Origin of the sequence: Streptomyces sp. C1-1 (assembly GCF_050214755.1) — a bacterium.
GTDB lineage: Bacteria > Actinomycetota > Actinomycetes > Streptomycetales > Streptomycetaceae > Streptomyces.
Genome location: NZ_CP189826.1, coordinates 7008848 through 7031616 on the forward strand (window position 1 = coordinate 7008848; position 22769 = coordinate 7031616).

The following is a 22769-nucleotide window of genomic DNA, read 5'->3' on the forward strand; positions in this document are numbered from 1 at the left end:
CGACGGCGGCATGGCCGGCGCCGACCGGAGAAGTCCTCAGCCCGACGAAGATGACGAAATGCGCCCCCATCGAAGCGATGGGGGCGCATTTCGTCATTTTCGCCTACTTGAGCGCTATACCGCCCGAGTTGTGATAGGCGATCGTCTTGCGGATCAGGTTTCCGCCGTCGGTCTCGGCCGATGTCTGTTCCTGCTGTCCTGGACCGAAGAGCAGGCCGGCGACATGGGCGTTCGCGACCTGGTCCATGTGTGCGAAGAACCAGTCCACCTTGTCGTCCTTGTAATGGTTGAGGGTGTTGTTCTGCGCCATGTTGCCCACGGGGATCTGCCACAGGACCACCGGCTTGCCCACGGACTCGGCCATCGTCTTGTAGAACTGCAGCGCGGCGGCGGCCTTCTGGTCGTTCCAGAAGTGGTCACTGCCGCCGTGGGCCGGCTGTGCGTACCAGCCCGCGTCGCGGTCCGACACGTCGGTGGCCAGGAAGTCGGCGTTCTGCGCCCCGAGGTTCGCGTAGTCCTTGACGCACGCCTGTGTGTTGGTCTGCCAGTCGAAGCAGGAAAGGTGCAGCCCCACGGCGGTGTTCGGCGCGTACTTGTGTGCCATCGAGATCAGGCAGCGGGCGAGTCCGGCGGCGCTGTTCTCCTGCGATCCGCAATCCGTCGGATTCGCGCCCGAGACCTGTGCGGGAACCTGGTGCGGATTGCCGAGCGACCGGACGTAGCCCCAGAAGTCGGGCTCGAGGTCGATCGCTTCGTGCGACGTGCCGATCTTCTGGAGGAAGAACCGGTAGTCGTTCAGGTACCGGGTGAGCAGGTCGAGCCGGTTGATGGCCTTGACCTCGCCCGGACCGTCGCCCTGGCCTGCCGCATCCCCGAGGTCGCGCAACGAGTACCAGGTCCAGAGCATCTTCTGCGGACGCGCGCTGCCCTTGTACGTCGCCTGGGCCACCACACTGTCCCGCCAGGTCACGTAAGTGCCGGGCGCCGTGGTGCTGCCGTTCCAGCAGCCCCACCAACCCGACCAATCGTCGTGGCAGCGCGCCGCCGAGTAGTAGTCCGACGAGGGCGCGGGCTGGCTGTGCACATAGGCGTACCGCACGTCGAACGGCGCGGCGGCCGCCGAGGCGTCGGACACCGAGCCGCCGATGAGCACCGTGCTGCTGCCCATGAATCGTGTCGTCGAGCTGCCGCCACCGGCCACGGGAGACGGCGTGGACGACGGGTGCGAGCTGCTCGGAGCCGGGCTGGTGGGAACGCTGCTGCTCGGCGCGGTGGGCGTACCGGAGCTGCCGACGCTCCCGACCGGGACGAGTTTCCACTGCTGATCGGCGCCGCCCCGGTCGCGGTTCTGGACGACACCGCTCCCGTTGGCTTTGGCGGCGTTGTGGACATCGACGGCCATGCCACTGAAGCGATTGACCAAACGCACGTAGCCGTTCGGCGACTTGGCCAGTTTGAACTGCTGGTTGGTGCCGTTCAGGTCTTTCCACTGCACGATGGCGGAGCCGGCGGTCTTCGACCAGCCGAGGTCGTCCAGCACCTTGCCGGAGGTCCGGTTCTGCAGCCGGTAGTACCCGTCACCCGCGTCGATGAACCGCCACTGCTGGTTGGAGCCGCCATGACGGCTCCACTGCACCACCGCCGCGCCGTCGTTCTTGGCGGAGGCGCGGTCGTCCAGCACCTTGCCGCTGTTGCGGTTGACCAGCACGTACCACTTCTTCAGATCCAGGGTCTTTTGCTGCGCCGAAGCCTGGCTGACCACGACGGCCGAGCCGGCCACGACCACCATGGTGAGACCCGCCCAGAGACCCCGACGCGCGAGCAACCGACGGCCACGATGCTTCGGGTGACCACCGCGCGCGCCGCCGTCGGCACGGAGGCCGCCGACGGGGGACTCCACCGCTGACGTGGGTGGGTCGGGGACATGTCTGTGCTCTCGTTCCAGGGACATGCCTGCGCTCTCTTTCAGCCGTTGCATCTGACCGACCACCTGGCCGGACAACACCGAGTGGTCCCAGAGGCCGAAAAGGTTGCCGCGAAGAGCCACAGATTTTTTTCGAGTTGACCGCTTCCCGTTCGCTGCGGAGTGCGGCACGGCTGACGTCGGCGTTGGCGAACGTCTGATGGCCGCTCCCGGCCCTGCCGCTTACCGCGTACCACGCCCGCTACTGGACTTCCCCGCGGATGAAGATCAATGCTGCTCAGGGGTGAGGGGTAGCTCGGCCCAGATCGTCTTGCCGGTCCGGGTGTGACGGCTGCCCCACCGCTGGGCGAGCTGGGCGACGATGAGGAGTGCCCGGCCGCCTTCGTCGGAGAGGCGGGCGCGTCGCAGGTGCGGGGCTGTGCTGCTGGCGTCCCTGAACGAGACTGTGACGTTGCGTAACCGATGGGGTGGCTGAGAGCGCGGCGCAGGCGGGCGCCGTGGTGGGAGCGGGACACCAGTTGCGCAAGCCGTCGTCGGTCAGGCCGTGTTCGCCCTGCTGTTCCTTCGGTAGCCGCGAAGAGGGTAGGGGAACTGCCGGACATCGGGCGCACTCGGTCACGGATGGTCGCTGCCCCACGGGTTCGGTGTGGGCTCTCCGGGCGTGCTGCACGCGTGCGCCGGCGGGAGGAGGTGCTGGGCGGCGACTCGGGTGGTGCCGAATGTTGTGTCCGCCGTTGTTGAGGCAGGCGTCAAGCGGGCTGCGGCGGCGGGGAGTTCGCTCTGCGCCAGGGGCGCGCCCGGGTACGCCGCCATGAGGACGCCGGTGCAGTCGTCGCGTTCCTCCGGGGAGAGGCCCGCGGGGAAGTCGATGATCCGGGGCCTGCTTCCGTCGGTGGTCAGGCGGATACGCAGGACGAACCTCAGGTCAGTACCCGCCGTCGTGGCGGTGGCCTCCCAGAACTGGATCTGCACCGCGATCGGTTCGCACAGGGGCTCGCCGGTGTGCGAACCGATCACCACCGCCGCGTCCCCGGCCGCCGCCTCGTCGGGGAACGATACGGCCGGGCGCAGCCAGTCCGCCTGCTTCTCGGCCGACCAGCCGCCGTCCGCTCGGCAGGTGTCGGCGGTGGCCTGTGCGCCGTCGGACTTTTCCGCGCAGCCGGTTGTCAGCAGCGTCAGGGCCGCCGCCAGTGACGTCAACGACCCGTGGGTGAGCTGGGTCCTGGACATGGTCTCCCTCGATCGGCGCGGGCGAGGCGCCGGCGGCCTCGCGGAGTGGGGGCAGTCTTTGCCGAGCTCGGCGGCGGCCGGGGGACCTGGAAGGGGCATGTGGCCGACTTGTGATCAACACACGCTTGCGGGGCCGGGCCGTCCGTCTTGTGGGAGCGGTTCTGACGGGGGCTCGGCGGGACTACTTGCCGGTACAGGTGGGGCGGACCGGCAGCCTGTCGCCTGATTTCCCAGCTGGTTGAACGATTGTCGATTGCTGTCCACGATTCTCCTGTCAAGTGCCCGGAGGCACGACTTCCGGCCCCGCCGCTGCAGAAGCGAGTCGAGCATGGTGCGCGTCCGTTCGTCCCTGGCCCAGTTGCCCGCCTACGTCCCCGGCCGCAAAATGCCCGGTGCGGTCGCGCTGGCCAGCAACGAGTCTCCGTACGGGCTGCTGCCCGGTGTCGCGGCGAGGCTCGCGGAACTGGCCGACGGAGTGTCCCGGTATCCCGACCTGAGCGCCACCGCACTCGTCCAGGCCCTCGCCGAGCACCACGATGTCGAGACCGAGCGGATCGCGGTGGGCGCCGGTTCCTCGGAGGTCTGCGCACAGCTGCTGCACTCGGTCGTCGGGCCCGGCGACGAGGTCGTCTTCGGCTGGCGGTCCTTCGAGGCGTACCCGATCCTCACGGCGGTGGCGGGCGGTACTGCGGTGCAGGTCCCACTTCGTGCGCACGGGCTGGACCTCGATGCCATGGCCGAGGCGGTCAGTGACCGGACGCGGCTGGTCTTCGTCTGCAATCCCAACAACCCCACCTCCACCGCGGTCGGCGAGCAGGCGTTGCGCGACTTCGCGGACAGGGTGCCGGAGGACGTACTGATCGTCGTCGACGAGGCGTACCGGGAGTACGCCGACCCGGAGCTGGTCCCCGACGCCCTCGCGCTGCTCGGCGACCGGCCGAACGTGGTGGTGCTGCGGACCTTCTCCAAGGCGTACGGCCTGGCCGGGCTGCGGGTCGGCTACTGCGTGGGCCCGCCCGGCATCGCCGCGCACGTCCGCAAGACCCAGATCCCGTTCAGCGTCAGCGCGCTCGCCCAGGAGGCGGCGGTGGTCGCCCTCGGCGAGCACGCGGAGGTCGTCCGGCGGGCCGCCCTCACGGTCGCCGAACGGCAGCGGGTGACACGGCGGTTGCGCGCGCTCGGCTTCGAAGTCCCCGACTCCCAGGCCAACTTCGTCTGGCTGCCGCTCGCCGGTGACAGCGGGGACTTCGCCCTGCACTGCCTCGGCGGCGATGTCGTCGCGCGCCCGTTCGTCGGCGAGGGCGTCCGGGTGACGATCGGGCTGCGGGCGGAGAACGACGCCCTGCTCGCGCTCGCGGCGAGCTGGCGGGGCTGACGGCCATGCGCGTGGGGCCGTACGAGCGGCATCGCGAGCTGCTCCAGCAGGCGGTACGGGCCGTGGCGGCCGGTGAGTGCTGCGCACCGTTCACCCGTGCGGGGCGGGGCGGCACCGAGGCGGGCATGAGGTCGACACGGACCGCGGAGAAGGTGTTCGGCTCGCTGCTGGGCCGCGCCTTCGAGCTCGGCCAGCCCGGTGAACTCGGCCGGGTGTGCACCGAGTCCTCGCCGTACGGCGTCACCATGGACATCGGCTATCCGCGGTGCGACCCCGCGGTGCTGGTGGCGGGGGCCGGCCGGGCGATGGCCGGCTGGCGGGCCGCCGGGCCGTACCAGCGGGCCGGGGTGGCGGTGGAGATACTGCGACGGCTGAACACCCGCAGCCATGAGCTGGCGCTCGCCGTGCACCACACAACGGGCCGGTCCCTCGCGGCCGCGTTCCGAGCCGCCGGGCCGCCCGCCCAGGACCGCGCACTGGAGGTGGTGGCCCGCGCGTTCGCCGAGTCGGAGCGCGTTCCCGTGGACCTGCACTGGGAGAGTCCGCGCCGCCGCAAGGAACCACTGGCGATGGCGGGCACCTGCGCCCTGGCGCCGCGCGGTGTGTCGCTGCTCGTCGGCTGCCCCGAGCATCCGACCTGGAACGGCTGGCCGGGCCTGTTCGCCAGCCTGGTGACCGGCAACCCGGTGATCGTGGCCCCGCATCCCAGGTCCGTGCTGCCGCTGGCGATCACCGTGCGCGTCGCGCGGCAGGTGCTGGCGGAGGCCGGACACGACCCCGACCTCGTCGCCCTGGCGGTGGCGACAACCGGGGAACCCCTGCGGCAGCGGCTGGCCACGGACCCGGCGGTGCGCATCGTCGACTTCACCGGTCCGGCCCGGTTCGCCGACTGGTTGGAGCAACACGCCCGGCAGGCCGCCGTGTTCGCCCACCGGACTGGGCTGAACACCGTGGTCGTCGACTCCACCGAGGACTACCGCGGTCTGGTGCGTGGCCTCGCACTCTCCCTGTGCCTGTGCAGCGGAACGGTCCGTACGACACCGCAGAACATCCTGGTGCCGGCGGCAGGCGTCACGACCGACGAGGGGCGCAAGTCCCTCCGGGACCTCGGCGCCGACCTCGGCGAGGCCGTCGACCGGCTGCTCGGGCACCCGGTACGCGTGGCAAGACTGCTGGGCGCGATCGTCGACGACGAGGTGCGCACGGGACTGACGCAGGCCGCGCGATACGGCGCGGTGGTGCACGCCTCCGGGGCGCTGCACCATCCGGACCATCCCGGCGCCGACCTGCGCAGCCCGCTAGTGGTCCGCCTGGGGGCGCGGGACGAGCGGGTCTACACCCGGGAGTGGCCCGGGCCGGTCTCCTTCCTGGTGGGCACCGACTCGACCTCGCACAGCCTGGAGATCTTCCGCCGCACGGTCGGCCGCCGCGGTGCGCTGTTCGCCGCGGTGCACTCGACCGACCCGCTGGTGCTGGCGGCCGCCGAGGCGGGGGCGCTGGACGCCGGGGTCCACCTGGTGGAGAACCTCGCCGACGACCTTCCCGCCGACCCCTCCTCGGCCGCGCCCGAACCGCCGGGCGGGGGCGCGCACTTCGTCACCGGACGGTTCCGGGTGGTGCGCTCGCGCGGCCGCCTCGCCACCGCCGTACGCCCGCCCGTGCGCGACCCCGAGGAACTCGTCGGCGCCTGACGGGCCGGCCGCACTCCGTCAGCCCGGTCGGGGCGGCCCGGCACCGGTCAGCGTGGTCGAGGCCGGTCGGTACCCCGGTCAGCCCGTCCAGTCCGCCCCGCGCCCCCGCACCTCGTCGAACACCAGCCAGGTCCGTGTCGAGCGCACCCCGGCAACGCAGTGGATGCGCTCCAGCACGACCGAGCGCAATGCCTCGTTGTCCGGCGCGCGCACCAGCACCAGGACGTCGAAGTCGCCCGTCACCAGGGAGACATGCTCCACGTACGGGATGTCGCGCAGTTCGCGCGAGATGTCCCGCCAGGCGGCCTGCTCGGTGCTCAAGGTGACGTAGGCGCTCGTGCCGAGGCCGGCCCGCTTGGGGTTCAGCTGCGCGGTGAAGCCGGTGATCACCCCCTCGGCCAGCAGCCTGCCGATGCGTGTGTAGGCGTTGGCGCGCGAGATGTGCACCTGCTCGGCCAGCGCGCGGACCGACTGGCGGGCGTCCTTCAGGAGCCGGGTCAGGATCTGGCGGTCGGTGTCGTCGAGCGGGACGGCAGTTCGTCCGGGCACGGGCCCCGTCGGCGAGTCCACGTCAGACACATTGCTCTCCAGGACATTGGGATTCGGCACTTCATCTGCGATTCACGCGAAGTATTGAACACATATTCCCTCGGCATCACCATTCTCCTGTCAAGCGTCCAGAGAAAGCGAGCGCCCTCCATGTCCGTGAAGAGCCTCCGACAGACGGTCCAGGGGTTCCTGCCGTCCCTCACGCCGGTGCGGTTCGTGACCGAGGACGGCACCCCCGTTGCCAAGCCCCCGGCCGACTACCCCGAGCCCGCGGTCGAGGTCCTCCGCGAGGCCTACCGGCGGATGGTCCTGGGGCGCCGTTTCGACACCCAGGCCACCGCGCTCACCAAGCAGGGCCGGCTCGCCGTCTACCCGTCCAGCCGGGGTCAGGAGGCCTGCCAGATCGGCGCCGTGCTCGCTCTGCGCCCGGACGACTGGCTGTTCCCGACCTACCGGGACTCCGTCGCCCTGGTCACCCGAGGCATCGACCCGGTCGAGGTACTCACCCTGTTGCGCGGCGACTGGCACTGCGGCTACGACCCGGCCGCCACCCGCGTCGCCCCCCAGTGCACCCCGCTGGCCACCCAGGTGCTGCACGCCACCGGCATGGCGGAGGCGCAGCGCCGCAAGGGCGAGGACGGCGTGGCGATGGCCCTGGTGGGAGACGGTGCCACCAGCGAGGGCGACTTCCACGAGGCGCTGAACTTCGCGGCCGTCCTCCGCGCGCCGGTCGTCTTCTTCGTCCAGAACAACAAGTACGCGATCTCCGTCCCGCTGGCCCGGCAGACCGCGGCCCCCGCTCTCGCCTACAAGGGCATCGGCTACGGGGTGCGCTCGGAGCAGGTCGACGGCAATGACCTGGTCGCCGTGCTCGCGGTGCTCACCGACGCTGTCGCGCACGCCCGCGCCGGGCACGGCCCCGTCCTGGTCGAGGCGCACACCTACCGCATGGACGCGCACACCAACGCCGACGACGCGACCCGCTACCGCGACGCCGAGGAGGTCGAGCGCTGGGGCGCCGCGGACCCCCTCAGCCGGCTGGAGGCACACCTGCGGGCCCGCGGCGCCATCACCGACGCCTACGCGGCGGCGGCACGGGAGGAGGCGGAAGACATGGCAGCGGACCTGCGCACCCGCATGAACGCGGACACCACCGCCGACCCGATGGAGCTCTTCGACCACGTCTACGCCGAGCCCACCCAGCAACTGCTGGAGCAGCGCGCCCAGTTGGCGGCCGAACTCGCCGAGACCGCCCTGACTCAGGAGGACTGACCCATGGCCGAGACCACCAAGGTCACCATGGCGCAGGCGCTCAACACCGCGCTGCGCGACGCACTGCGCGAGGACGACCGCGCGCTCGTCTTCGGCGAGGACGTCGGCCCGCTCGGCGGCGTCTTCCGCATCACCGACGGACTGACCCGCGACTTCGGCGAGGAGAGGTGTTTCGACACCCCGCTCGCCGAGGCCGGCATCGTCGGACTCGCCGTCGGCATGGCGATGGGCGGCTTCCGGCCGGTCGTGGAGATGCAGTTCGACGCCTTCGCGTACCCCGCGTTCGAGCAGATCGCCTCCCACGTCGCCAAGCTGCGCAACCGGACCCGGGGACGGCTCACGCTGCCCATGGTGATCCGCGTCCCGTACGCGGGCGGGATCGGCGGAGTCGAGCACCACTGCGACTCCAGCGAGGCGTACTACGCGCACACCCCCGGCCTGAAGGTCGTCACCCCGGCGACGGCCGAGGACGCGTACTGGCTGCTGAGGGACGCCATCGCCGACCCCGACCCGGTGGTCTTCCTGGAGCCGAAGAAGCTCTACTGGTCGCGCGAGGACGCCGACCTGGAGCGCCGGGGCGCACTGCCGTTCGGGCGGGCCGCCGTACGGCGGGAGGGCCGTGACGCCACGGTCGTCGCGTACGGGCCGTCGGTTCCGGTGGCGCTGGCCGCGGCCGAGGCCGCGGCGGCCGAGGGCATCGAGCTGGAGGTCGTCGACCTGCGCACGATCGTCCCCTTCGACGACGAGACGGTGACGGCTTCCGTACGGCGGACCGGGCGCTGTCTGGTCGTGCAGGAGGCGCAGGGTTTCGCCGGTGTCGGGGCGGAGATCGCCGCGCGCGTCCAGGAGCGCTGCTTCCACTCGCTGGCCGCACCCGTCCTGCGAGTGGCCGGCTTCGACATCCCGTATCCGCCGCCGAAGCTGGAGCACGCGCATCTTCCGGGCGTCGACCGGATCCTCGACGCCGTCGACCGCCTCCAGTTCGGCGACGAGCCGGACACCAGGCATCTGCAGAAGGGAGCGGTCGCATGACCACGGCAACGCGCCTGGAGCAACTGTTCCGGCTGCCCGACCTCGGCGAAGGGCTGACCGAGGCGGAGATCGTCGAGTGGAAGGTCGCAGTCGGCGACACGGTGACCGTCGACCAGGTCGTGGTCGAGGTCGAGACCGCCAAGGCCGCGGTCGAGGTGCCGGTCCCGTACGCGGGCACCGTGCTCCGGCTGCACGCGGAGGCGGGCACGGCGCTGGCGGTGGGGGAGCCGCTGATCACGGTGGGGGCGGGCGCCCCCGCCGGGGCCGACGGGGCCGCCTGCGGGCCCCGGCCCGAGGCGGAGGGTGGCGCACCGGAGCCGATGGTGCCGGCCGCCGCGGCGGCCGAGCGTTACCGGGAGGAGGAACAGGCCGGATCCGGCAATGTGCTGATCGGCTACGGCACCGGCCACGGCCCGACGACCTCGCGCCGCCGCCGTCGGCGTGCCGCCGCGGCGGCGGGCCCGTCCGCGAGCGCGCCTGCCGGAGCCGCCCGGAGCGCCAGTGCCGCACAGCGATCCGGCGCGGTCGGCAGTGCCGCACCGGCGGGCGGCGCCGTATCCGCGTCGCACGCCGCACCCGGCACCTCGGCCGCCACCGCCACCGCATCGCACGTTCCCCGGGCGATCTCGCCCCTCGTACGGAGGATGGCCCGGGACCACGGCGTCGACCTCACCGGCGTGTCACCGTCCGGCCCGGCCGGAGTCGTCCTCAGAAGGGACGTCGAGCAGGCCATCGCCCGGGCCGGGCAGAAGGCGAGCCCGAGCCCGGCCCACAAGGCCGCGACCCCCGCCCCCGCACCGCAGGAGCCGACCACGGCGGCCGGCCCCGAGCGCATCCCCCTGCGCGGAGTCCGCCGCGCCGTCGCCGACAAGCTCTCGCGCAGCCGGACCGAGATCCCCGACGCCACCACCTGGGTCGACGTGGACGCGACCGGGCTGCTCGAGGCCAAGAAGGCGCTGGAGTCCGCCGGAACCGGCACCCGCATCGGCCTGCTGGCGCTGTTCGCCCGCATCTGTGTCGCCGGACTGCGCCGCTTCCCCGAGCTGAATTCCACGGTCGACACCGAGCGCCGGGAGATCCTCCGCTACGACGAGGTGCACCTGGGCTTCGCCGCCCAGACCGAACGTGGGCTGGTCGTCCCGGTCATCGGCGACGCCCACCTCATGACGACCGTCCAACTGGCTGCCGAACTCGCCCGGTTGACCGAGCTCGCGCGCGGCGGGAACCTGCCGCCGCACGCGCTGACCGGAGGCACCTTCACCCTCAACAACTACGGGGTGTTCGGCGTGGACGGATCCACACCGATCATCAACCACCCGGAGGCCGCCCTCCTCGGCGTGGGCCGCCTCGTCGACAAACCCTGGGTCGCGGACGGCCAGTTGACGGTCCGCAAGGTCACACAGCTCTCCTTCAGCTTCGACCACAGGGTCTGCGACGGCGCAGTGGCCGGTGGCTTCCTGCGCTTCGTGGCCGACTGCGTCGAGCGCCCGGCGATCCTGCTCGCGGACGTCTGATCCGCCGACCTCACCCGTAGGCCCTCAGCCCGGCCCACCGCTCCTCAGCCCGTCGCCTCTCAGTCCCCGACCCAGCCCTTCCGTGCATCCGCCCCGGGGCGGATCGCCCCCACCGACCTACCGAATGTTCGGCCAGGAGTTCCCCGTGTCCACCGACTTCTTCACCCGCCACGCGGACCTGCTCCAGCAGGCCGTGGAGCACGCCGCCGACCGCGGCTATTGGACGCCGTACCCGGAGACACCCAGCACCTCCGTCTACGGAGCCGAGGCGCCCCAGCAGGGCGAGGCCGCCTTCCGCGTCCTCCTCGGCAATCCCTTCCCCCTCGAAGGACACCCCACCGCCGGCACCGTCCCCGCCACCGAGTTCTCGCCCTACGGCTTCCCACTCGACGTCAGCTACCCCCACCTCGCCCCCGACATGGCCGTCGCCACGGCCAAGGCAGCCGCCGAGCAGTGGCGCGCCGCGAGCCCCGACACCCGGGCCGGAGTCGCGGCCGAGATCCTGGCCCGGCTGAACGCGGCGAGCTTCGAGATCGCGCACGCCGTCCAGCACACCACCGGCCAGCCCTTCGTGATGGCATTCCAGGCCGGCGGCCCGCACGCCCAGGACCGCGGGCTCGAAGCGGTGGCGTACGCCTGGTACGAGCAGAAGCGCCACCCGGCCACCGCCCGCTGGAGCAAGCCGCAGCGCAAGGGCGGGCCGCTGGTGATGGACAAGAAGTTCACGCCCGTCGGGCGCGGGGTGGCGCTGTTGATCGCCTGCAACACTTTCCCCACCTGGAACGGCTATCCAGGCCTGTTCGCCTCCCTGGTCACCGGCAATCCGGTCGTCGTCAAGCCGCACCCGGGTGCCGTCCTGCCCCTCGCGATCACCGTGCGCATCGCCCGCGAGGTGCTGGCCGAGGCGGGCTTCGACCCGAACGTGGTGATCCTGGCCGCCGAGAGCCCCGAGGACCGTACGGCTTCCGTGTACGCCCTGCACCCGGACGTACGGATCATCGACTTCACCGGCTCCACCGAGTTCGGCGACTGGCTGGAGACACACGCCCGCCAGGCCGCCGTGTACACCGAGAAGGCGGGTTTGAACACGGTGGTGCTGGACTCCACCGACGACTACCGCGGGCTGCTGGGCAACCTGGCCTTCTCGCTGTCCCTCTACAGCGGCCAGATGTGCACCACCCCGCAGAACCTGCTGATCCCGCGCGAGGGCTTCGTCACCGACCAGGGTGTGAAGAGCGCCGACGAGTTCGCCTCAGACCTCGGCGCCGCGCTGGACCGGCTGCTCGGCGACCCGGCCCGCGCGGCCGGCACCCTGGGCGCCATCGTCAACGACGGCGTGCGCGAGCGCCTGGAGCAGGCCGCCGGGCTCGGCCGTACGGTGCGTGCGGCGGCGCCGGTCGAGCATCCGGAGTACTCGGAGGCGGTCGTCCGTACGCCGCTGGTGGCGCGGCTCGACGCGGAGAGCGACCGGGAGACCTACACCCGTGAGTGGTTCGGGCCCGTCTCCTTCGTCATCGGCACCGACTCCACCGAGCACAGCCTCACGATCTTCCGGGAGACCGTGCGTGAGCACGGCGCGCTGACCGCCGCAGTGCACTCCACGAGCGAAGAGGTGCTGGCCGCCGCCGAGTCGGCCGCCCTGGACGCCGGTGTGCACCTGTCGGAGAACCTCACCGGCGCGGTCTTCGTCAACCAGTCGGCCGCCTTCAGCGACTTCCATGGCAGCGCCGCCAACCCGGCGGCGAGCGCCACCCTGTCCGACCCCGCCTTTGTCACCGGCCGCTTCGCGACGCTGCAGTCGCGCCGGCCCGTTCCCGCTGAGGAGTCCGCCCGTGTCTGACGACGTCTTCCTGATCGATGGGGCCCGCACCCCGCAGGGCCGCTACGGTGGCGCACTTGCTTCCGTGCGTCCCGACGACCTGGCCGCCCTCGTGGTCGGGGAAGCGGTCCGCCGCGCCGGGATTCCGGCCGAGGCCGTGGACGAGGTGGTCCTGGGGGCCGCCAACCAGGCGGGTGAGGACAACCGGGACGTGGCGCGCATGGCCGTGCTGCTGGCGGGGCTGCCGCACACCGTTCCCGGCTACACGGTCAACCGGCTCTGCGCCTCCGGCCTCACCGCGGTCGCGAGCGCCGCCCAGGCGATCCGCTCCGGGGAGGCGGACCTCGTGGTCGCGGGCGGGGTGGAGTCCATGACCCGCGCCCCCTGGGTGATGGCCAAGCCCGGCACCCCCTGGGCCAGGCCCGGGGAGGTGCACGACACCTCGCTGGGCTGGCGCTTCACCAACCCGCGCTTCACCGCCGCCGACCGGGCCCTGCCCGCGGACGCCGGTCCGGAGACGGGAAGGGTCAGCCTCCCGATGGGGGAGACGGCCGAGGAGATCGCGGCCCTGGACGGCATCACCCGCGGCGAGTCCGACGCGTTCGCCCTGCGCAGCCACCAAAGGGCCGTGGCGGCACAGCGCGCGGGGCACTTCGACCGCGAGATCGTGCCGGTTCCGGTGAAGGACGGCGAGGTCACCCGCGACGAGGGGCCGCGCCCCGGCACGTCGCTGGAGAGGCTGGGCGCGCTGCGGACCAGCTTCCGCGAGGACGGCATCGTCACCGCCGGCTCCTCCTCGCCGCTGTCGGACGGTGCCGCCGCGCTGGTGGTCGCGAGCGCCGAAGCCGTACGGCGGTACGGGCTCACCCCGCGGGCACGGGTCGTCACCTCCGCGTCGGCCGGCGTGCAGCCCCATGTCATGGGCTTCGGCCCGGTGCCCGCCACACAGAAGGCCCTGGCCCGCGCCGGATGGCAGGCCGGGGACGTGGACGCGGTCGAGCTGAACGAGGCGTTCGCCGTACAGGCACTGGCGGTCATACGCCGCCTCGAGCTCGACGAGGAGAAGGTCAACGCCGACGGCGGCGCCATCGCGCTCGGCCATCCCCTCGGCTGCTCCGGTGCCCGCATCGTGCTGACGCTGCTCGGCCGGCTGGAGCGCGAGGACGCCCACCGGGGCCTGGCGACGATGTGCGTGGGAGTGGGCCAGGGCGTCGCCATGCTCGTGGAGCGCGTGTGAGCACCGCCGACGAGCGTACGAGCACCGCCTACGAGATGCTGCTCGTCGAGGAGCACGAGGACCGGGTCGTCGTCACCCTGCACCGGCCCGAGGCCCGCAACGCCATCAGCGGCCGCATGATCGCCGAACTGCACGAGGTGTGCGGTCTGCTGGAAGCCGATCCGAAGCTGCTTCTGCTCACCGGGCACGGCGGTGTCTTCGCGGGCGGCGCCGACATCGCCGAGTTGCTGCGGCGCGGCCGGGACGAAGCCCTCCAGGGCGTCAACAGCCGTCTGTTCGAGCGGATGCGCAGACTCCCCATGCCCACGCTCGCCGCCGTCGACGGCTGGGCGCTGGGTGGCGGCGCCGAACTGGCGTACGCCTGCGACCTGCGGATCGCCGGATCTGACGCCGTCTTCGGCAACCCCGAACCGGGCCTGGGCATCCTCGCCGCCGCCGGGGCCTGCTGGCGGCTGCCCGAGCTGGTCGGCGAGTCGATCGCCAAGCAGGTGCTGCTCGCCGGGCGGAACCTCGACGCGGCCGCGGCACTGGCGGCCGGGCTGGTCATCGACGTCGTACCGGCGGAGAAGCTACTGGAGGAGGCGCACGCCCTGCTCGACCGCATGGCCCGCTCCTCCGCCACCGCTCTGCGGTTGACGAAGCTCGTCGTCGACGCGTCCGGCGCCCACCCGGTCGCCGACGACCTGGCCCAGGCCGTGCTGTTCGAGGGACTGGACAAGAAGGACCGCATGACACGCTTCCTGGAGAAGAGGAGCCGGGCATGACCTCAGCACCCGCAGTCGTCGGCGTGATCGGCGGCGGCCGCATGGGCGCCGGTATCGCACAGTCCTTCGCGACGGCCGGGTCGGCCGTGACCGTCGTGGAGAGTGGCGAGCAGGCCGCGGCGGCTGCACTGGACCGCGTCGCCGCCGGACTGAAGAGAGCAGCCGAACGCGGCGCACTCGCCGAGCCCGCGGAGGAGGTGCTGGCCCGGGTGACGACGGTTCCGTCCGTCGACGCCCTGCCCTCGCACGCCGACCTGGTCGTCGAGGCCGTCCCCGAGGACGCCGCGCTCAAGGCCCGCCTCCTCGCCGCCGCCGAGCAGGCGGTGAGCCCCGGCACGGTACTGGCCAGCAACACCAGTTCCCTGTCGGTCACCGATCTCGCCGCCGCCCTCACCCGCCCGGCCCGCTTCCTGGGCATGCACTTCTTCAACCCCGTGCCCGCCTCCGAACTGGTCGAGATCGTCGTCGCACCCGACACCGGGGCCGACATCATCGAGGCGGCCCTCGGCTGGACACACTGCCTCGGCAAGAAGGACGTCGTCGTCAAGGACTCGCCCGGCTTCGCCAGCAGCCGCCTCGGCCTGGTACTGGGCCTGGAGGCGATCCGCATGGTCGAGGAGGGCGTCGCGGAACCGGACGCGATCGACGGCGCCATGCGGCTCGGCTACAAGCACCTGATGGGACCGCTGCGCCTGACCGACCTGGTCGGACTCGACGTACGCCTCGCCATCGCCGAGCACCTGCACGCCACGCTCGGTGAACGCTTCGCCCCGCCCCGGCTGCTACGGGAGAAGGTCGCCCGTGGCGAACTCGGCTGCAAGACCGGAAAGGGGTTCTACACATGGGAATGAGCGCTATGAGCCAGACTCCCGCCGACGAGACGCGGCACGGCGTCGGCTACACCCTGGACGGCGGCGTCGCCGTCATCGAGCTCCGAAGGCCTTCCGCGAGAAACGCCCTGGACGTGTCGTTGCGCGCCGGACTGATCGCCGCCGTACGCCGGGTGCGCGGCGACGGAGACCTCGTCCGGGCGGTGCTGCTCACCGCCGAGGGCCGGCACTTCTGCGTCGGCCAGGACCTCAAGGAGCACGCGCGGGCCCTGGAGAGCGCACCCGCCTCCGCCTTCGCCATCCTGCGAGACGAGTACAACCCGCTCGTCGCGGAACTGCACGCGCTGCCCCAGCCTGTGGTCGCGGCCGTCGAGGGCGCCTGCGTCGGCGCGGGGCTGGGGCTCGCGCTCTGTGCGGATGTGCGGGTCGCGGGAGCCGGTGCCCGGTTCTCGACCGCGTTCACCGGGATCGGCCTGGCCCCCGACAGCGGTCTGAGCCGGGCGCTGGCACAGGCGGTCGGTCCGTCGCGAGCCGCCGCCCTGATGCTCCTCGGCGACCGCTTCGACGCCGAAGCGGCGCAGCAGTGGGGCCTCGTCCACAGCGTCGTGCCGGACGGCGGTGCGGCCGCGGAGGGCCTGACCCTTGCCAAGCGCCTCGCCGCCGGTCCCACCGCTGCGTACGCCGAGGTCAAGGCGCTGCTGCGGGCCGACGGAGCGCCCTTGCCCGTCGTGCTGGAACGCGAGGCGGCGGCCCAGGAGCGGCTGGGCACGACCGAGGACCACCGGGCTGCCGTGCGGGCCTTTCTCGAGGGTCGGCAGCCGTCCTTCACCGGACACTGACCCGGCTGCCGCACTTGCCGGAACACGAACGCTCAGCCATGGTGCCGACCGAACGAACGGTCGGTAGGGAAGGTAGGGACAGATGACCGCGTCACACGTTGACGTGTCGGCGGTGGGCTGCGCAGGATCGGAGCTGCAGGAGCACTTCGAGGCGACGATCGCCCGCGACCGGCGGATCGAGCCGCGCGACTGGATGCCGGACGGCTACCGCCGGACGCTGATCCGCCAGATCGCACAGCACGCCCACTCGGAGATCATCGGCATGCAGCCCGAAGGCGAGTGGATCACCCGGGCGCCCTCACTGCGCCGCAAGGCGATCCTGTTCGCCAAGGTGCAGGACGAGGCCGGACACGGGCTGTATCTGTACTCGGCGGCGGAGACCCTGGGCGCCGATCGCGCGGACCTGACGAACCAGCTGATCGAGGGCCGCCAGAAGTACTCGTCGATCTTCAACTACCCGACGCTGAGCTTCGCCGACGTCGGTGTGATCGGCTGGTTCGTGGACGGCGCCGCGATCTGCAACCAGGTGCCGCTGTGCCGGTCGTCGTACGGGCCGTACGCCCGTGCCATGGTGCGGATCTGCAAGGAGGAATCGTTCCATCAGCGGCAGGGCTACGAGCTGCTGATGACGATGATGCGCGGCACCGACGCCCAGCGGGAGATGGTCCAGGACGCCGTGAACCGCTGGTGGTGGCCGTCGCTGATGATGTTCGGACCGCCGGACGACAACTCTCCCAACTCCGCGCAGTCGATGGCCTGGAAGATCAAGCGGCACAGCAACGACGAACTGCGCCGGCGGTTCGTGGACATGACCGTCCCGCAGGCCGAGAAGCTCGGCGTCACCCTGCCCGACCCCGAGCTGCGCTGGAACGCCGAGCGCGGCCACCACGACTTCGGCACCCCCGACTGGGCCGAGTTGACCAGGGTGATCTCCGGCGACGGGCCCTGCAACGCCGAGCGCCTCGCGCGGCGCCGGGCCGCCCACGACGAGGGCGCCTGCGTCAGGCAGGCGGCCACCGCCCACGCCGCCAAGCAGGCGGCCCGTACGCAGAAGGGAGCGGTGGCATGACCACCGAGAAGAACGACTGGCCGCTGTACGAGGTGTTCGTGCGCGGCAAGCGCGGGCTCAACCACGTCCAGGTGGGCTCGCTGCACGCGGCCGACGACCGGATGGCCCTCACCCACGCACGTGACCTGTACACGCGGCGCAACGAGGGCGTGTCCGTCTGGGCGGTGCGCAGCGACCACATCGCCGCCTCCACCCGCGACGAGAAGGACCCCTTCTTCGCGCCCAGCGCCGACAAGGTGTACCGCCACCCCACCTTCTACGACATCCCCGACGACGTCCCGCACATCTGAGGAGCAGGGCATGAGTGACGACCACGTCCACCTGACCCTCGCCGAGGGACACGAGGACGACACCCGCTGGGCCTACGGCACCGGCTTCGAGGCCCCCCTGCACGGCTTGGACAGCGCGATACCCGACGGCATCGACACCGGCGAACTGGCCGCCGTCTGTGTCGCGCTGGCCGACGACGCCCTCGTCCTGGCGCAACGGCTGGCCGAATGGACCACCCGCGCCCCCGAACTGGAGGAGGAGGTGGCCCTGGCGAACATCGGACTCGACCTGCTCGGCCAGGCCCGTCTGCTCTACTCCCGCGCCGGCCAGGTCGACGGCACTGACCGCGACGAGGACGCCTACGCCTACTTCCGCGACGCCCACGACTTCCGCAACGTACGCCTCGCCGAACTCCCGGGCGGCGACTTCGCGTTCTCCGTCGCCCGCCTGCTGGTGCTCTCCGCCTGGAGGCTCGCGCACTTCGAGCGGCTCACCGCCTCCGACGATCCGGTGCTCGCCGCGATCGCCGCCAAGGGCGTCAAGGAGCTGACGTATCACCGGCAGTACGCCGCCGAGTGGGTCGTCCGCCTCGGCGACGGCACCGTCGAGTCGCATCACTGGATGCGGGACGCGCTGGCGCAGGTCGCGCCGTACCTGGACGAGCTGTTCACCGTGTACGACGTCCAGGACGAGGTCGGGGCGGTGCTGAAGCAGGTCACGGATGCGGCCGGAGTGCCCCTGCCGGTGTGCCGGCCGCTGCCCGGCGCCGGTCGCGACGGCAAGCACACCGAGCACCTCGCCCCACTGCTGGCCGAGCTGCAGAGCGTGGCCCGCGCCCACCCGGAGGCGACATGGTGACCGTACTGACGGACGTGCGCCACGCCCGGCACATCGCCGAGTGCGTGCCGGATCCCGAGCTGCCCATGCTCACCCTGGCCGACCTCGGCGTGCTGCGGGGCGTCGAGGTCGGTGAGGACGGGACGGTCGTCGTCAGCCTCACCCCGACCTACTCCGGCTGCCCGGCCATGGCCGAGATGCGCGCCGAAGTGGCCGCGCGCCTGACAGCCGCCGGATACGCGCATGTCCGGGTGCGCACGGTGCTCGATCCGCCCTGGACCACGGACTGGATCACACCGAGCGGCCGCCGCACCCTCGCCGAGCACGGCATCGCGCCCCCCGGACCGGCGCCGCGCCCCGCCCCCGGCCCGGTGCCGCTGACACTGTCCCCCACCCGCCCCGCGGTTCCGTGCCCCCGGTGCGGCTCGGCGGACACGGAGGAGACCTCCCGCTTCGGCGCCACCTCCTGCAAGGCGCTGTGGCGCTGCCGCGCCTGCCGCGAACCCTTCGAGTACGTCAAGGAGATCTGATGGAGGACCTGCTGCCACCCGGCACCTCCGCCCCCACGCCCGTGCGGCGCCGGCGCCCGGCCTTCCACCACCTGCGCGTGGCCACCGTGCAGCGGCTGTGCGAGGACGCGGTCGCGGTCGGCTTCGACATCCCGGACGACCTGGCCGAGGAGTTCGCCTTCACCCCGGGCCAGTCGCTCACGCTGCGCCGCGATGTCGACGGGCGGGACGAGCGGCGCACCTACTCGATCTGTTCCCCGGTGGGCGCACGGCCGCGCATCGGGGTGCGCGAAGTGCCCGGTGGACTGTTCTCCTCCTGGCTGGTCCACGACGTACGGCCCGGCGACACTCTGGAGGTGATGGCCCCGACCGGTGCCTTCACTCCCGACCTCACCGCACCCGGGCACCACGTCCTCGTCGCCGCGGGGTCCGGCATCACCCCCATGCTCTCCATCGCCGAGTCGGTCCTCGCCGCCGACGGCCGCTCGCGGGTCACGCTGTTCTACGGCAACCGCCGCACCGGCTCGGTCATGTTCGCCGACGAACTCGCCGACCTGAAGGACCTCCACCCGGTGCGCTTCCAGCTCGCCCACGTCCTCTCCCGCGAGCCCCGCGAGGCCGAGGTGCTCTCCGGCCGCCTGGACGCCGACCGCCTCTCCACCCTCATCGGCGGGCTGGTCGACGTCACCACCGCGGACCACTGGTGGCTGTGCGGACCTCACGGCATGGTCCGCGACGCCCAGCGGGTCCTGGCCGACCTGGGTGTGCCCGACGCCCGTATCCACCAGGAGCTGTTCCACGCGGACGACGCGCCGGTACGGCAGACGCGGCGCCAGGAAGCCGCTGCCGAGGGCCCGGTCAGCCAGGTCACCGTCACGCTCGACGGCCGGTCCACCACCACCGCGCTGCCGCGCGCGGCCACGGTGCTGGACGGCGCCCAGAAGATGCGCCCCGACCTGCCCTTCGCCTGCAAGGGCGGCGTGTGCGGCACCTGCCGCGCCCTGGTCACCGAAGGGGAGGCCGACATGCGCCGCAACTTCGCGCTCGAGGCCGCCGAGGTCGAGGCCGGCTATGTGCTGACCTGCCAGACGTTCCCCGTCTCCGAGACGCTGACCGTCGACTTCGACAGCTGAGGAAGCCCATGTCCGTCCATCTGGAAGTCGCCGAAGGCGTCGGCACGATCCGCCTCGACCGCCCCCCTATGAACGCCCTCGACATCGCCACCCAGGACCGGCTCGGCGAGCTCGCCGCAGAGGTGACCGAGCGCGACGACATCCGGGCGGTGATCCTTTACGGCGGCGAGAAGGTGTTCGCGGCCGGTGCGGACATCAAGGAGATGGAGCTCCTCGACCATGCGGGAATGGTCAGGCGCTCGCGCCCGCTTCAGCTTGATCTAGCTGTACTCGGCCGGGAGGTTGGTGACACGCCCGCTACCGGTTGTTGATCATGGAGGGACCTCCGGGCGTAGTGGAGATTGCCGTCTTCACTCACCTCGGAGGTCCTGGTGGCCCACGCTAATGCCCGGCTGACCTTTCACGGCAGATGCCTGCTGGTGCGTCGCGTCGTCTTCGACCGGCGTCCGGTCGCGCACGTCGCCAAGGAGCTGGGAGTCTCCCGGCAATGTGCTCATCGCTGGGTCAACCGCTACCGTGCCCACGGCTGGCCGGGGCTGCACGACCGCTCCAGCCGCCCCCACACCTGCCCACGTCGCACCCCGGCCGAGGTTGAGGAGCGCGTCCTTGAGGCCCGCCGACGCCTGCGCCGGGGACCCGAGCAGATTGCTGAGGCCACCCAGGTCCCGGCCCGGACGGTGAGCCGGATCCTGCGCCGCCACCAGGTGCCGCCCCTGGCGGCCTGCGACCCGCTGACCGGACAGGTGATCCGGGCAGTGCGCACCAGCGCCGCACGCTACGAGTACAACCAGCCCGGCGGCCTGGTCCACCTGGACGTCAAGAAGCTCGGGAAGATCCCCGACGGCGGCGGCTGGCGGGCCCACGGCCGCAGCGAGGACGTCCGGGGCCGGGGCATCGGCTACGACTACGTGCACGCCGCCGTGGACGACCACTCCCGCCTGGCCTACGCCGAGATCCTGGCCGACGAGAAGGGCACCACCTGCGCGGCCTTCCTCACCCGCGCGGCCGTGTTCTTCGCCGGCCACGGCATCGCCCGCATCGAGCGCGTGATGACCGACAACGCCAGGAACTACCGCACCTCCGGCGCATTCCGCGACGCCTGCCAAGCCCTGGGCGCCAAGCAGAAGTTCACCCGGCCCCACTGCCCCTGGACCAACGGCAAGGTCGAACGCTTCAACCGGACCCTGCAGGCCGAATGGGCCTACCACCAGGTCTTCGCCAGCAACACCGAACGCGCCCACGCACTCGCGCCCTGGCTGCACTTCTACAACACTGGCCGCCGACACACCGCGCTCGGCGGCCAGCCACCGATCACCCGACTGTCACCAAAGTCATGACCGGGTACATCTAGCGCGGAACTCCGGGCGTTCACGCCCGGGAGGAAGCGCTTCTCAAGATAGGGGTGACCTGCAACGGTGAGATGGCGATCTTGGGTGGGTAGTGCACGAGCAGGTGGACGTGATCGCGTTCGCCGTTGAACTCCATCAGCTCGGTTTCGAAGGCGGCGCGCACGGCCCGCATGATCTCTTCGCAGCGCCGAAGGATTTCGTCGGTGAACGGCCCGCACCGGTATGGGGGTGAAGAACGAGGGGGCGTGGAGGGTGTAGGCGATGCTACGACCCCTGCGGATATAGGGATTTGGCCCCGGCGTGGTGACTTGGATTAGCTACGATCACGCTTGTGAAGATCGTGGCACAGGTCAAACTCATGCCGGATGCCGTGCAGGCATCCGTGCTTGAGTGCACCCTGCGCACGGTCAATGACGCCGCGAACTGGGTGTCGCAGGTGGCGTTCGAACACGGCATACCGCGTGAGTATGAGCTGCGCAAGCACACCTATGCCGAACTCAAAGCGCGGGGGCTGGGAGCGCAGGCCGCGCAGCACGTCATCAAGAAGGTGCGCGACGCCTACACCACCTTGAAGGCGAACATCCGGGCCGGGAACCTCGGCAAGCCGAAGTCGAAGCGCCGCCGCAAGGCGGAGTCCAAGCCGATCACGTTCCGGCCTTAGGCCGCGCAGCCGTATGACGACCGATGTTTGAGCTGGCAGTACGACCAGCGGACGGTGTCGATCTGGACCGTGGACGGCCGGGTCAAGAACGTGCCGTTCGTGTGCTCCGCCGACGCGATGAAGATGCTCCAGGCGTACCGGCAGGGCGAATCCGACTTGATCGAGCGCGACGGCGTCTTCTACCTCGTCGCCACCTGTGACGTGCCCGAGGCCGAGCCCTACGAGCCGGACGGCTTCATCGGCGTAGACTTCGGCATCGTCAACATCGCCACCGCTTCCACCGGCTACCAGGCCGCAGGACGCGCCCTGAACCGGTATCGCAAGAGGCAGCTTGCCCTGCGGGCCAAGCTCCAGAGGAAGCGCACCAAGAGCGCCAAGCGGCGGCTCAAGGCGCGTGCCCGCAAGGAAGCACGGCATGCCGCAAGCACCAACCACATCATCGCCAAGACGATCGTGACCGAGGCTGAACGCACCTCGGCCGGGATCTCCCTGGAAGAACTCAAGGGAATCCGGCAGAGGGTACGGCTCCGCAAGCCCCAACGGGTCGCGCTCCACTCCTGGGCCTTCGCCCAGCTGGCAGGCTTCATCGTCTACAAGGCCAAGCGGGCAGGTGTGCCCCTGGTCTTCGTCGATCCCGCGTACACGTCCCAGACATGCGCCGAGTGCGGCCACGTCGACAAACGCAACCGTGTCGACCAGGGACTTTTCATCTGCCGGGGGTGCGGGGTCGTTGCCCACGCCGACCGGAATGCTTCCCACAACATCGCCACCCGTGGCGAGAGCGTGTGGAATGCGGGGCGTGAGTCACGCGTCCCTGCCATCCCATAACGGGGTGTCTGGACGGAGGAGCCAACCCAACAGCCAG

Annotated in this window: 20 protein-coding genes and 3 pseudogenes; 18 read left to right on the forward strand and 5 right to left on the reverse strand. The window is 71.4% G+C overall.

The features are described from left to right. Positions 1-103: 103 nt before the first annotated feature. The 3 genes and pseudogenes from ACQF4J_RS31845 to ACQF4J_RS31855 form a co-directional block, all read right to left on the reverse strand. Positions 104-2095 carry an RICIN domain-containing protein gene (locus ACQF4J_RS31845; RefSeq protein WP_351799744.1) on the reverse strand — a complete coding sequence of 664 codons (1992 nt, stop codon included), beginning with the start codon at positions 2093-2095 and terminating at the stop codon, positions 104-106. A 96-nt stretch (positions 2096-2191) separates the two neighbouring features. Continuing rightward, positions 2192-2356: pseudogene (locus ACQF4J_RS31850) on the reverse strand (ATP-binding protein); the annotation flags it as partial. A gap of 183 nt (positions 2357-2539) precedes the next feature. Continuing rightward, positions 2540-3154, reverse strand: a complete 615-nt coding sequence (locus tag ACQF4J_RS31855) for a hypothetical protein (protein WP_427167374.1) — start codon at positions 3152-3154, stop codon at positions 2540-2542. A gap of 328 nt (positions 3155-3482) precedes the next feature. On the opposite strand from ACQF4J_RS31855, the gene hisC reads away from it, so the two are divergent. Together hisC and ACQF4J_RS31865 are read left to right on the forward strand one after the other, a co-directional pair. Continuing rightward, positions 3483-4529, forward strand: coding sequence for a histidinol-phosphate transaminase (gene hisC / locus ACQF4J_RS31860; protein ID WP_427167376.1), 1047 nt, complete (start codon positions 3483-3485; stop codon positions 4527-4529). A 5-nt stretch (positions 4530-4534) separates the two neighbouring features. After that, entirely contained in the window at positions 4535-6220 is a 1686-nt protein-coding gene (locus ACQF4J_RS31865) for an aldehyde dehydrogenase family protein (RefSeq protein WP_427167377.1), read from the forward strand. Positions 6221-6298: 78 nt separating this feature from the next. On the opposite strand, the gene ACQF4J_RS31870 is transcribed toward ACQF4J_RS31865, so the two are convergent. Then, positions 6299-6799 carry an Lrp/AsnC family transcriptional regulator gene (locus ACQF4J_RS31870; protein ID WP_351577765.1) on the reverse strand — a complete coding sequence of 167 codons (501 nt, stop codon included), beginning with the start codon at positions 6797-6799 and terminating at the stop codon, positions 6299-6301. Between the two features lie 120 nt (positions 6800-6919). Between ACQF4J_RS31870 and pdhA the strand changes: the two genes are divergently transcribed. From pdhA to ACQF4J_RS31945, 15 genes and pseudogenes are all read left to right on the forward strand, one after another. Then, positions 6920-8041 (forward strand): pyruvate dehydrogenase (acetyl-transferring) E1 component subunit alpha, encoded by a 1122-nt coding sequence (pdhA, locus tag ACQF4J_RS31875; RefSeq protein WP_427167378.1) that lies wholly within the window; start codon positions 6920-6922, stop codon positions 8039-8041. Between the two features lie 3 nt (positions 8042-8044). After that, positions 8045-9073 carry an alpha-ketoacid dehydrogenase subunit beta gene (locus ACQF4J_RS31880; protein WP_427167379.1) on the forward strand — a complete coding sequence of 343 codons (1029 nt, stop codon included), beginning with the start codon at positions 8045-8047 and terminating at the stop codon, positions 9071-9073. Continuing rightward, entirely contained in the window at positions 9070-10587 is a 1518-nt protein-coding gene (locus tag ACQF4J_RS31885) for a dihydrolipoamide acetyltransferase family protein (RefSeq protein ID WP_427167380.1), read from the forward strand. Before ACQF4J_RS31880 ends, ACQF4J_RS31885 begins: the two co-directional genes overlap by 4 nt. Positions 10588-10711: 124 nt before the next feature. Further along, positions 10712-12427, forward strand: a complete 1716-nt coding sequence (paaN, locus tag ACQF4J_RS31890; RefSeq protein ID WP_427167381.1) for a phenylacetic acid degradation protein PaaN — start codon at positions 10712-10714, stop codon at positions 12425-12427. Beyond that, entirely contained in the window at positions 12420-13643 is a 1224-nt protein-coding gene (locus ACQF4J_RS31895; protein WP_351577747.1) for a thiolase family protein, read from the forward strand. The genes paaN and ACQF4J_RS31895 overlap by 8 nt, the downstream gene beginning before the upstream one ends. Before the next feature lie 35 nt (positions 13644-13678). After that, positions 13679-14407, forward strand: coding sequence for an enoyl-CoA hydratase/isomerase family protein (locus ACQF4J_RS31900; RefSeq protein ID WP_351577870.1), 729 nt, complete (start codon positions 13679-13681; stop codon positions 14405-14407). Continuing rightward, positions 14404-15258, forward strand: coding sequence for a 3-hydroxyacyl-CoA dehydrogenase family protein (locus ACQF4J_RS31905; RefSeq protein ID WP_427167382.1), 855 nt, complete (start codon positions 14404-14406; stop codon positions 15256-15258). Before ACQF4J_RS31900 ends, ACQF4J_RS31905 begins: the two co-directional genes overlap by 4 nt. Positions 15259-15263: 5 nt before the next feature. Next, entirely contained in the window at positions 15264-16076 is an 813-nt protein-coding gene (locus ACQF4J_RS31910; RefSeq protein ID WP_351799765.1) for an enoyl-CoA hydratase/isomerase family protein, read from the forward strand. Between the two features lie 82 nt (positions 16077-16158). Then, positions 16159-17145 carry a 1,2-phenylacetyl-CoA epoxidase subunit PaaA gene (paaA, locus tag ACQF4J_RS31915; protein WP_351799768.1) on the forward strand — a complete coding sequence of 329 codons (987 nt, stop codon included), beginning with the start codon at positions 16159-16161 and terminating at the stop codon, positions 17143-17145. Next, positions 17142-17435: a 1,2-phenylacetyl-CoA epoxidase subunit PaaB gene (paaB, locus tag ACQF4J_RS31920; protein ID WP_427167383.1), complete on the forward strand. Its 294-nt coding sequence runs from the start codon at positions 17142-17144 to the stop codon at positions 17433-17435. The genes paaA and paaB overlap by 4 nt, the downstream gene beginning before the upstream one ends. A gap of 10 nt (positions 17436-17445) precedes the next feature. Further along, positions 17446-18273: a 1,2-phenylacetyl-CoA epoxidase subunit PaaC gene (gene paaC / locus ACQF4J_RS31925; RefSeq protein WP_427167385.1), complete on the forward strand. Its 828-nt coding sequence runs from the start codon at positions 17446-17448 to the stop codon at positions 18271-18273. Further along, positions 18267-18782, forward strand: coding sequence for a 1,2-phenylacetyl-CoA epoxidase subunit PaaD (gene paaD / locus ACQF4J_RS31930; RefSeq protein ID WP_351577728.1), 516 nt, complete (start codon positions 18267-18269; stop codon positions 18780-18782). The genes paaC and paaD overlap by 7 nt, the downstream gene beginning before the upstream one ends. After that, on the forward strand, positions 18782-19894 hold the full coding sequence (gene paaE / locus ACQF4J_RS31935; protein ID WP_427167386.1) for a 1,2-phenylacetyl-CoA epoxidase subunit PaaE: 1113 nt from the start codon (positions 18782-18784) through the stop codon (positions 19892-19894). The genes paaD and paaE overlap by 1 nt, the downstream gene beginning before the upstream one ends. Before the next feature lie 8 nt (positions 19895-19902). Beyond that, a pseudogene (locus ACQF4J_RS31940) lies at positions 19903-20172 on the forward strand (enoyl-CoA hydratase/isomerase family protein); the annotation flags it as partial. A 93-nt stretch (positions 20173-20265) separates the two neighbouring features. Beyond that, the gene (locus ACQF4J_RS31945) at positions 20266-21231 is read left to right on the forward strand and encodes an IS481 family transposase (RefSeq protein WP_427168554.1); all 966 of its coding nucleotides are present in this window, start codon (positions 20266-20268) and stop codon (positions 21229-21231) included. A gap of 31 nt (positions 21232-21262) precedes the next feature. On the opposite strand, the gene ACQF4J_RS31950 is transcribed toward ACQF4J_RS31945, so the two are convergent. Then, on the reverse strand, positions 21263-21415 hold the full coding sequence (locus ACQF4J_RS31950; RefSeq protein WP_427167387.1) for a transposase: 153 nt from the start codon (positions 21413-21415) through the stop codon (positions 21263-21265). A gap of 186 nt (positions 21416-21601) precedes the next feature. On the opposite strand from ACQF4J_RS31950, the pseudogene ACQF4J_RS31955 reads away from it, so the two are divergent. Then, a pseudogene (locus tag ACQF4J_RS31955) lies at positions 21602-22732 on the forward strand (RNA-guided endonuclease InsQ/TnpB family protein). Positions 22733-22769 lie beyond the last annotated feature (37 nt).

Coding starts and splice junctions, on each gene's coding strand:
- ACQF4J_RS31855 (WP_427167374.1), bottom strand. CDS start 3,154: ATGTCCAGGACCCAGCTCACCCACGGGTCGTTGACGTCACTGGCGGCG.
- hisC (WP_427167376.1), top strand. CDS start 3,483: ATGGTGCGCGTCCGTTCGTCCCTGGCCCAGTTGCCCGCCTACGTCCCC.
- ACQF4J_RS31865 (WP_427167377.1), top strand. CDS start 4,535: ATGCGCGTGGGGCCGTACGAGCGGCATCGCGAGCTGCTCCAGCAGGCG.
- pdhA (WP_427167378.1), top strand. CDS start 6,920: ATGTCCGTGAAGAGCCTCCGACAGACGGTCCAGGGGTTCCTGCCGTCC.
- ACQF4J_RS31880 (WP_427167379.1), top strand. CDS start 8,045: ATGGCCGAGACCACCAAGGTCACCATGGCGCAGGCGCTCAACACCGCG.
- ACQF4J_RS31885 (WP_427167380.1), top strand. CDS start 9,070: ATGACCACGGCAACGCGCCTGGAGCAACTGTTCCGGCTGCCCGACCTC.
- paaN (WP_427167381.1), top strand. CDS start 10,712: ATGTTCGGCCAGGAGTTCCCCGTGTCCACCGACTTCTTCACCCGCCAC.
- ACQF4J_RS31900 (WP_351577870.1), top strand. CDS start 13,679: ATGCTGCTCGTCGAGGAGCACGAGGACCGGGTCGTCGTCACCCTGCAC.
- ACQF4J_RS31905 (WP_427167382.1), top strand. CDS start 14,404: ATGACCTCAGCACCCGCAGTCGTCGGCGTGATCGGCGGCGGCCGCATG.
- ACQF4J_RS31910 (WP_351799765.1), top strand. CDS start 15,264: ATGAGCCAGACTCCCGCCGACGAGACGCGGCACGGCGTCGGCTACACC.
- paaA (WP_351799768.1), top strand. CDS start 16,159: ATGACCGCGTCACACGTTGACGTGTCGGCGGTGGGCTGCGCAGGATCG.
- paaB (WP_427167383.1), top strand. CDS start 17,142: ATGACCACCGAGAAGAACGACTGGCCGCTGTACGAGGTGTTCGTGCGC.
- paaC (WP_427167385.1), top strand. CDS start 17,446: ATGAGTGACGACCACGTCCACCTGACCCTCGCCGAGGGACACGAGGAC.
- paaD (WP_351577728.1), top strand. CDS start 18,267: ATGGTGACCGTACTGACGGACGTGCGCCACGCCCGGCACATCGCCGAG.
- paaE (WP_427167386.1), top strand. CDS start 18,782: ATGGAGGACCTGCTGCCACCCGGCACCTCCGCCCCCACGCCCGTGCGG.
- ACQF4J_RS31950 (WP_427167387.1), bottom strand. CDS start 21,415: ATGCGGGCCGTGCGCGCCGCCTTCGAAACCGAGCTGATGGAGTTCAAC.